We start from the raw sequence: 6,526 nt of genomic DNA, 5'->3' as shown, positions 1-6,526 counted from the left end.
TACATTCTCTAAATTAGAACCTATTAAAGCAATTTTATTTTCTAATTCTGTTTTTTTAGATGATAATACTGATTATGTCTGTTTTAGAGATATATTTTGGGAGAATAGTACTCATGGTATAAATCCTCATAATATTGGAATGTATGATATTGAACTTAAGGATATTTCTCAATTATCTAATTATTTATCTACATTAAATATTTATTCTATAGTTAGAAATGGAGTTTATATTAATTTTACATCAATGAATTTATATGAATATTTTAGTAAAGATGAAATTACTGGTGAATATTATGATAATGGTGAGTATAAAACTATTAAATTTACTCCTTCCTTAAGTGATATTGATTATGTAAGAACATTTAAATTTATAGATATTACTTTTAGAGGTACAATAGAATATAGAAGTGTATGTACTCAACCTATTTCTGCTTCAATGTCTTCTCCTGCATTTCATGTTGGTTTAAAACATAAGCTTAATGAAATAAATAAATTAATATCTAATTCAAATTTATATAATTTAGGTTATTCTCCAACTGAATTACGTAAATTATTTACTAAAAGAGATCTTCCAAAATTTGTTTCTGAAGATGAATTATATGATTTATGTAAACAAATCGTTGATTTAGCATATACTGGACTTAAAGAAAGAGGATATGGTGAAGAAATTTTTTTAGAACCAATATATAAAAATATTGATAATAGAACTAATCCAGGTAAAAGATTATTATCCTTACTTGATGAAAATATTAGTTTAGATGAAATTATAAAAGAATATGGTAAGTTAATATAAATGAGTGATATTATGGATGATGTTTTTAGTTTATCCACTTTAAAAGAATATTTTACTGGAGAAAGGTTATTAGAAGGATTATTTGGAATTGAATGGGAAGGATTAAGAACTTTAGAAGATGGTAGTTTATCTCTTAGACCACATCCAACAGTATTTGGAAATAAATTAACTAATCCATATATTACTACTGATTTTTCAGAAAGTCAAGTTGAAATTATTACTCCAGCATTTAATAGTGTTAAAGAAGCATTTCAGTTTTTTTCATTTATTTCTGATTTAGTTAATGTTTCTTTAGATGATGATGAATTTATATGGTTCCAATCTTTACCTTGTATACTTCCAGATTCAAGTAAAATACCTATTGCAAAGTATTATGGTAAGAAAGAATTAGCTAAAAAATCAATGGATTATAGGAAAGGTCTTGCAAAAAAATATGGTCTTCGTAAACAATTAATTTCAGGTATTCATTTTAATTTTTCATTTAAAGATGAAATGGTACAAGAATTTTATAAACATATTATTGAAGATACTTTTATAGATATTAATTATAAAGGATTTAAAGATAGTTTATATTTAAAAATTGCAAGAAATTATATTAAACATGCATGGTTTATAATTTATCTTACTGGATGTTCTGTTGCAGCACATAAAAGTTTTACAGATGAGTGTATTAAATTAACTAGTATTTCAGATAATAATGGAAGTTTTTATACAGAATATGGACCTTCTTTAAGAAATGCTTCCTGTGGTTATAAAAATTTAGAACCTTTATGGCCTAGTTATAATAATGTAAAGGAATTTACTCGTGATGTTCAAAGTTTTGTTGATAAAGGTATATTATCTGAAGCTAAGGAATTATATACTCAAATTAGATTAAAACCTAAAAATCCAAATAAAATGCTTGAATCTTTAAATGAAAAAGGTATTCAATATCTTGAAGTTAGAACATTAGATATTAATCCTTTCTACAAATGTGGTCTTATTCAAAAAGATATGGATTTCTTACATTTATTTTTAATATACTGTCTTATTTTAGATGAATCTGATTATGAAAATTGGCAAGAAGAAGCTATTTTAAATGAAGAAAAAGTTGCTCAATTTGGTTATCTTCCAGATTTAGAATTATTAAAAGATGGTAAAAAAGTAAGTTTTAAAGACTGGGGTTTAGAGATATTTGAAGGTATGGAGAAAATGGTATATGAATTGGATATGGATTATTATAAACCAATTTTAAGATCATTGAAAAAAAGATTCCTTAATCCATCATTAACTTATGGTAAACGTCTTCTTAAATTAGTTAAAAAAGAAGGATTTATTAAAAGTCAAATGAATTTATCTATGAATAATAAGAAAACAAGTCAGTATATTGTTAATCATACTAACTTATTAAATGATGATAAATTTAATAAATATGTACCTATTGCTCTTCAAGGTAAATATTCTAATTAATTTTTAATTTAAATTTTTTATTATTTTATTAAATTTTTAAAGTTCTATTTTTTATTATATTTTTAGAATTAGTTTTTTAGCTATTTTTTTAGCTATTTATTTATATTTTTTAGAATTAGTTTCTTATTAAAAAAATTAAAAAAGTAGATAAAAAAGATTTATTCATCTAATTGTTGATTATGGTCATATTTTATTCCATAAGGACATGCATGTGCAGTAACTCCATGAACAATATCTATTTTATTTTCTATTTTATTTTGTACTTCATGTGTAATTTTATGTGCTTCAATAATACTTAATTTTGGATCTACAGAAACATGACAAGTTACTGTCGCATATGAACCGAAGAAATTAACTCTAATATCATGTATTTCAATTGCACCATTTACAGAATCCCCAATTTCTTCAATTTCTTTGATTAATTCATTTGAAGGAACTTTGCCCATAATATTATTAATATTATCTTTTCCTACTTCATATGCTGTTTTTAAAACTAAACATCCAATACATAATCCAATAATTGAATCAATTCTAGTAAATCCTAAATGAGAAATTATTACTCCAATTACAATTGCAAGTGAAGATAATAAATCTACTCTTTGGTGTTTTCCATCTGCAATAATTGCAGGACTGTTTATACTTTTTCCAATAGATATAATTTTTTGACTCATAGCAATATTTGCTATTATTCCAATTACTGCCATAACTCCTGCAAGATATGATGGTACACTTGGTGTTTGTGTAATTAATAAGTTTTTTATTGCACCACTTATAATTTCATATGCAACTACTGCTAAAAATACAACAATTACAAGACCACTTATTGCTTCTGCTCTTCCATGTCCTAAAGGATGGTCATGATCTGCAGGTTTACTTGCAAGTTTAAATCCTATAAATGCAATTATTGATGTTGCAACATCAGATAAAGTATGTGCACCTTCTGCAATAAGTGCATAACTTCCTGAAAATACTCCAACGAGTATATTAAATATTGTAAGAAATGTATTACCTACAATTCCAACTAATGCTGCTTGTTTTCCATAAATATTTCTTTCTTCTTTTTTCATTTTTACAATTTCACTATAATTTATTAGTCTTTACTTTTATTTTTTGTAATATTTAAAAGAAATCTTTTTTAATCATACAACATAATTTAAGTTTAATTTTTAAGTGTATAAAAATTTTAAGTTATTTTTAATAATTTTTAAATGTTTTTAAGTCTTTTTTATTACTTTTAGATTTAATAATTTTTCATTATTTTTTCTTTTTAGTAGTTTTTTAAAGTTTTTAAATTAGTAATTTTAAATTGAAAAAAAAATAGTTTTAAATAATATGATTTTTTACTAGAAAATTTTAAAAAATAAAATTATTTTAAAATAAGTATTTTTTATATTTTTAAAATGTATAATTAGAGTTATTTCTCTAATTTTTCAAGTATGTCCATTGCTTTTTCAATATTTTCATATGAATTAGCATAAGACATTCTAACATTTTCTTTTCCCATAGATCCAAATGCAATTCCTGGTACTGTAATTACTCCAGCATCAGCTGCTTTTTTAACAAATTCTTGTGGATTTTCAATTTTAGGGAATACATAAAATGCTCCTTCTGCTTTAACACATTCATGTCCCATATCATTTAATCTACTTAGAATAAGATTTCTTCTTTTATTAAATTCATCAACCATTTTTTTAACAGAATCTTGAGGTCCTTTTAATGCTTCGTATGCTCCAATTTGTGATATTGAACTTGAACATGCTGTAGCATATTGATGTATTTTTAATAATTCTTCTGTTAAATCTGAAGGAGAACTCATATAAGCTATTCTTAAACCAGTCATAGCATAAGTTTTTGAAAAACCATTAATTGTAATTACATTATCACTGTATGCTCCAGGAGAATAATGTTTTTTATTATCATAAATAATTTTTTCATATATTTCATCAGATATAATTAAAAAGTTATAATCTGTTGCTAAATCTGCAATTCCTTTTATATCTTCTTTATCCATTACTGCTCCTGTTGGATTTGATGGTGAGTTAATGATTAATCCTTTTGTATTTGGTGTGATTGCTTCTTGAATATCTTCAACTTTAAGTTTAAATTTTTGTTCCATTGGTGTATCTACACTTATAGGATTTGCTTCTGATAATCTTACACATGCTTCATATGATAAAAATCCAGGATTTGGTATTAATACATCATCACCTTTCTCAAAAAATGCTTGACAGCAATCATACAATGCTTCACTTGCTCCACAAGTTACTATAATATCATTTATTTCTGTTTTGATATTATTTTCTTTTTCTAATTTTTTTACGATTTCTGTTCTAAGGTTTTCAAAACCTCTATTTGGAGTGTAATGTGTTAAACCATCATCAATTCCTTTTTTCATTGCATTTTTAATATTTTCTGGAACATCAAAATCTGGTTCTCCAATTCCTAAATTAATTGCATCAGGATTTGTATTTTCAAACATTTTCCTAATTTGTGATAATTCTATTGAATTTGCTCTTTTTGTATTTTTAATCATTTTCACACATCTTTAATTTTTATAACCTAAAATTTTTATTAAGATATTTTCAATCTATTAAATTGTTTATTTTAAAACTCTTTTAGTAAATAATTATATTATATTTTAAAATTTGTTTAATTGGGACTTATTTTGTATTTTATTTTAAAATATTTTATAAAAGAATTTTTTATTTATATTTTATTTTAAATTTTTAAATATTCTTGTATTTTTATTAAATTTAAAAAAATTTTTAATAATTGTTTTAATATAAATTAATGTGAGGTAATAATATGTGTGAGTTATTTGGTTATTCTTCAAGTAAACCTTTTGCAGTAAATGACTATTTAAAAGATTTTTATTCTCATTGTAATTGTCATCCTCATGGATGGGGTTTAGCTTTATTAGATTCTCAAAATTATTCTATTTATAAAGAACCTATTAATGCAAGAAGAAGTTTAAAATTGAAAAAAATTTTAGATAATCCAATAATGAATAAAAATGTTTTTGCACATATTAGATTTGCTACAATAGGTAACTTAACTCTATCTAATTGTCATCCTTTTTATAAAAAGGATGATTCTGGTAGAATGTGGACATTAATTCATAATGGGACAATATTTGATAGTTCTGATTTATGTAAATATGCTATGGTTCAGGAAGGAACTACAGATTCTGAAAGAATTTTACTTTATATTGTAGATGAGATTAATAAAAGAGAATATGAAAAAGGAGAATCTTTAAGTATAAAAGAACGTTTTAATTTAATAAGTAATTTAGTTAATAATTTATCATTTAATAATAAATTAGACTTAATGCTTTTTGATGGTGAATATTTTTATGTTCATATGAATTGCAAAGACTCTTTACATTACTTAAAATCTGATTCTAGTATAATGTTTTCAACTAAACCATTAAATAATGGACATTGGGAAGATGTACCATTAAATACTTTATTATGTTATAAAGATGGTAATTTAGTGTTTAAATCTAAACCTCATAATAATGAATACATTGAAACTCCGGAACAATCAATTTTTATTAAAAAATTTTTAAAATCATTAGATAATGTTTCTGAAGGAGAATATGTATGGTAAATGGCATTACTAAAAAAGATATTAAGGAAAAGATTTATCAAAGATTTATATTACCTACTAAAAATAATAAAGAGGAATATATTGGAATAGAAATTGAAATTCCGATTCTTAATTTAAATAAAGATCCTGTGGATTTTAATATTGTTCATGAGATAACTAAATTATTTATGGAAGAATTTCCTTCTTTTGAAATCGATGGATTAGATCATGAAGGAAATATTTATTCTTTGAAAAATAAAGTTAATGGGGATGTACTTTGTTATGATTGTTCTTATAACAATATAGAATTTGCAATGGGTAAAGAAAAAGATTTATTCACTATTAATAAACGTTTTTCAAAATATTATAAATTTGTTAAGAAAGAATTTGAAAAAAGAAACCATACATTAACTGGAATGGGTATTAATCCATATTGGAAATATGATATTAAAAAACCTATTCCTAGTGAAAGATATTTGATGCTTTATCATCATTTAAAATCTTATCCTAAATATAAGGATAGAATGTATTTTCATGATTATCCAGAGTATGGTTTATTTTCAAGTTCATGTCAAGTTCAATTAGATGTTCCTTATAATGAATTGATTGATACTATAAATACATTCTCTAAATTAGAACCTATTAAAGCAATTTTATTTTCTAATTCTGTTTTTTTAGATGATAATACTGATTATG

General features: G+C 23.4%; 6 protein-coding genes. 4 read left to right on the top strand and 2 right to left on the bottom strand.

Going from position 1 to position 6,526, the window contains the following annotated elements; all coding sequences use genetic code 11:
* The coding region (locus BGI41_RS08385) for a hypothetical protein (RefSeq protein WP_198945426.1) at positions 1-793 on the top strand (793 nt) is incomplete at its 5' end.
* Positions 794-805: 12 nt separating this feature from the next.
* Positions 806-2,242, top strand: a complete 1,437-nt coding sequence (locus tag BGI41_RS05990) for a glutamate--cysteine ligase (protein ID WP_088539492.1) — start codon at positions 806-808, stop codon at positions 2,240-2,242.
* Between the two features lie 158 nt (positions 2,243-2,400).
* On the opposite strand, the gene BGI41_RS05985 is transcribed toward BGI41_RS05990, so the two are convergent.
* Positions 2,401-3,309 carry a cation diffusion facilitator family transporter gene (locus tag BGI41_RS05985; RefSeq protein WP_088539489.1) on the bottom strand — a complete coding sequence of 303 codons (909 nt, stop codon included), beginning with the start codon at positions 3,307-3,309 and terminating at the stop codon, positions 2,401-2,403.
* 347 nt (positions 3,310-3,656) lie between these two features.
* Positions 3,657-4,775 (bottom strand): pyridoxal phosphate-dependent aminotransferase, encoded by a 1,119-nt coding sequence (locus BGI41_RS05980; protein ID WP_088539487.1) that lies wholly within the window; start codon positions 4,773-4,775, stop codon positions 3,657-3,659.
* Positions 4,776-5,047: 272 nt separating this feature from the next.
* Here BGI41_RS05980 and BGI41_RS05975 point away from each other — a divergent pair, with 272 nt between their 5' ends.
* Positions 5,048-5,851, top strand: coding sequence for a class II glutamine amidotransferase (locus BGI41_RS05975; RefSeq protein ID WP_088539484.1), 804 nt, complete (start codon positions 5,048-5,050; stop codon positions 5,849-5,851).
* The coding region (locus BGI41_RS05970; protein WP_198945425.1) for a hypothetical protein at positions 5,845-6,526 on the top strand (682 nt) is incomplete at its 3' end. The genes BGI41_RS05975 and BGI41_RS05970, both read left to right, overlap by 7 nt.

The organism is Methanobrevibacter sp. 87.7 (genome assembly GCF_002208625.1).
Classification (GTDB): Archaea; Methanobacteriota; Methanobacteria; order Methanobacteriales; family Methanobacteriaceae; genus Methanarmilla.
The sequence above is the reverse complement of the archived record's forward strand: the minus strand, read 5'-3'. Positions and strand labels throughout refer to the sequence as shown.

What these genes read in the sequence shown, in the direction of transcription:
- BGI41_RS05990 (WP_088539492.1), top strand. Translation starts at nt 806, where the DNA reads ATGGATGATGTTTTTAGTTTATCCACTTTAAAAGAATATTTTACTGGA.
- BGI41_RS05985 (WP_088539489.1), bottom strand. Translation starts at nt 3,309, where the DNA reads ATGAAAAAAGAAGAAAGAAATATTTATGGAAAACAAGCAGCATTAGTT.
- BGI41_RS05980 (WP_088539487.1), bottom strand. Translation starts at nt 4,775, where the DNA reads ATGATTAAAAATACAAAAAGAGCAAATTCAATAGAATTATCACAAATT.
- BGI41_RS05975 (WP_088539484.1), top strand. Translation starts at nt 5,048, where the DNA reads ATGTGTGAGTTATTTGGTTATTCTTCAAGTAAACCTTTTGCAGTAAAT.